This window comes from Streptomyces griseus subsp. griseus (assembly GCF_000720255.1).
GTDB lineage: Bacteria > Actinomycetota > Actinomycetes > Streptomycetales > Streptomycetaceae > Streptomyces > Streptomyces griseus_I.
In genome coordinates, this window is the sequence record NZ_JOJE01000139.1 from 1 (window position 1) to 696 (window position 696).

Consider the following 696-nt stretch of genomic DNA (forward strand, 5'->3'; position numbering starts at 1 on the left):
ACGGCTACTCGGAAGGCCCACGCCCGCAGCGGGATCTCGGACTCCAGGTCGAACGCGTACGCCGAGACGTCCTCGATGTCAGCCGAGATCCGCTCACGGCCGCTCTCCCGCACCACCAGCGCCGGCGCGGCCTCCTCCACGCTCAGCACCCGCTGGTACGGCTGGCCGTCCACCTCCGCGAACACCGTCCGCAGACTCTCATGCCGGTCGACCACATCGGTCAACGCCAGTTCCAACGCCTTCGGGTCCAGCTGACCGCGCAGTCGTACCACGAGCGGGATGTTGTACGTCGCACTCGGTCCATCCAGCCGGTTCAAGAACCACAGCCGACGCTGGGCGAACGACACCGGCACCCGCTCCGGACGCTCCCCCGCACGCAACACCGCACGCCGCACACCAGCGCCCGAGAGTCGCTCCACCAACCCCGCGACCGTCGGCGCCTCGAACAACGCGCGAACACCCAACTCCACACTCAACACCGAACGAACGCGGCTCACCAGACGCGTCGCCAGCAGCGAATGCCCACCCAGCTCGAAGAAGTTGTCGTCGATGCTGACCTCGTCGGCACCGAGGACCTCCGCGAATATCTGGCAGAGGACCTCTTCCTGCGGGGTGCGTGGTGCACGGCCCTCCGTGTTCGCGGTGAACTCCGGAGCCGGCAACGCCCGCCGGTCCAGCTTCCCGTTCGGCGTCAGG

Annotated in this window: 1 protein-coding gene; it reads right to left on the bottom strand. The window is 68.2% G+C overall.

All coding sequences use genetic code 11. The features are described 5' to 3' along the window. On the bottom strand, nt 1–696 hold a 696-nt coding region (locus IG99_RS43490), incomplete at both ends, for a condensation domain-containing protein (RefSeq protein ID WP_037684570.1).